The sequence below is a fragment of the Pandoraea sp. PE-S2R-1 genome, from assembly GCF_002179865.1.
In the GTDB taxonomy this organism is placed as follows: domain Bacteria; phylum Pseudomonadota; class Gammaproteobacteria; order Burkholderiales; family Burkholderiaceae; genus Pandoraea.
Window position 1 is genome coordinate 1 of record NZ_NGUR01000034.1, and the last position, 511, is coordinate 511.

The following is a 511-nucleotide window of genomic DNA, read 5'->3' on the forward strand; positions in this document are numbered from 1 at the left end:
TGCCCAGCGCGGCATGGCACGGCCATCGGGGGCGACAAGGCGAAGCTTGACGATGCCTTCGGCGGCCGGGGTGACGGACTCGACCACGACCGGGCGCGTCACGCTATGGCCCGACGGTTCGCCGATACGCACGGGCGACTGACGTGTCAGCACGGCCGGATCGAGGCGTTCGGGGTTCTGTGCCGGATCCCACTCGACCCACACATGCTCCGGGCCACGGAACGACGTGTTCGGCACGTAGGTGAACTCCTGCTCCGCGATTTTCATGTGCGGCAGACGACGGGTGAACTCTTCGAGGAAGATTTGCATCTCCATGCGGGCGAGGTTCTTGCCCATGCACTGGTGCGAGCCGTAACCGAACGTGAGCTGGTCGCTGGCGTTTTCGCGGCGGATGTCGAACAGATCGGCGTCGGCGAAGTGCGCTTCGTCATGGTTGGCCGACGACGTCACGATCAGCAGCTTCGAGCCTGCGGCGATATCGATACCGCCGATGTTCACGTCCTTCGTTGCC

Annotated in this window: 1 protein-coding gene; it reads right to left on the reverse strand. The window is 64.4% G+C overall.

The features are described from left to right. Positions 1–511 (reverse strand): cytochrome P450 (locus tag CDV44_RS26900; RefSeq protein ID WP_141118822.1); only part of this gene is annotated, 511 nt, incomplete at both ends.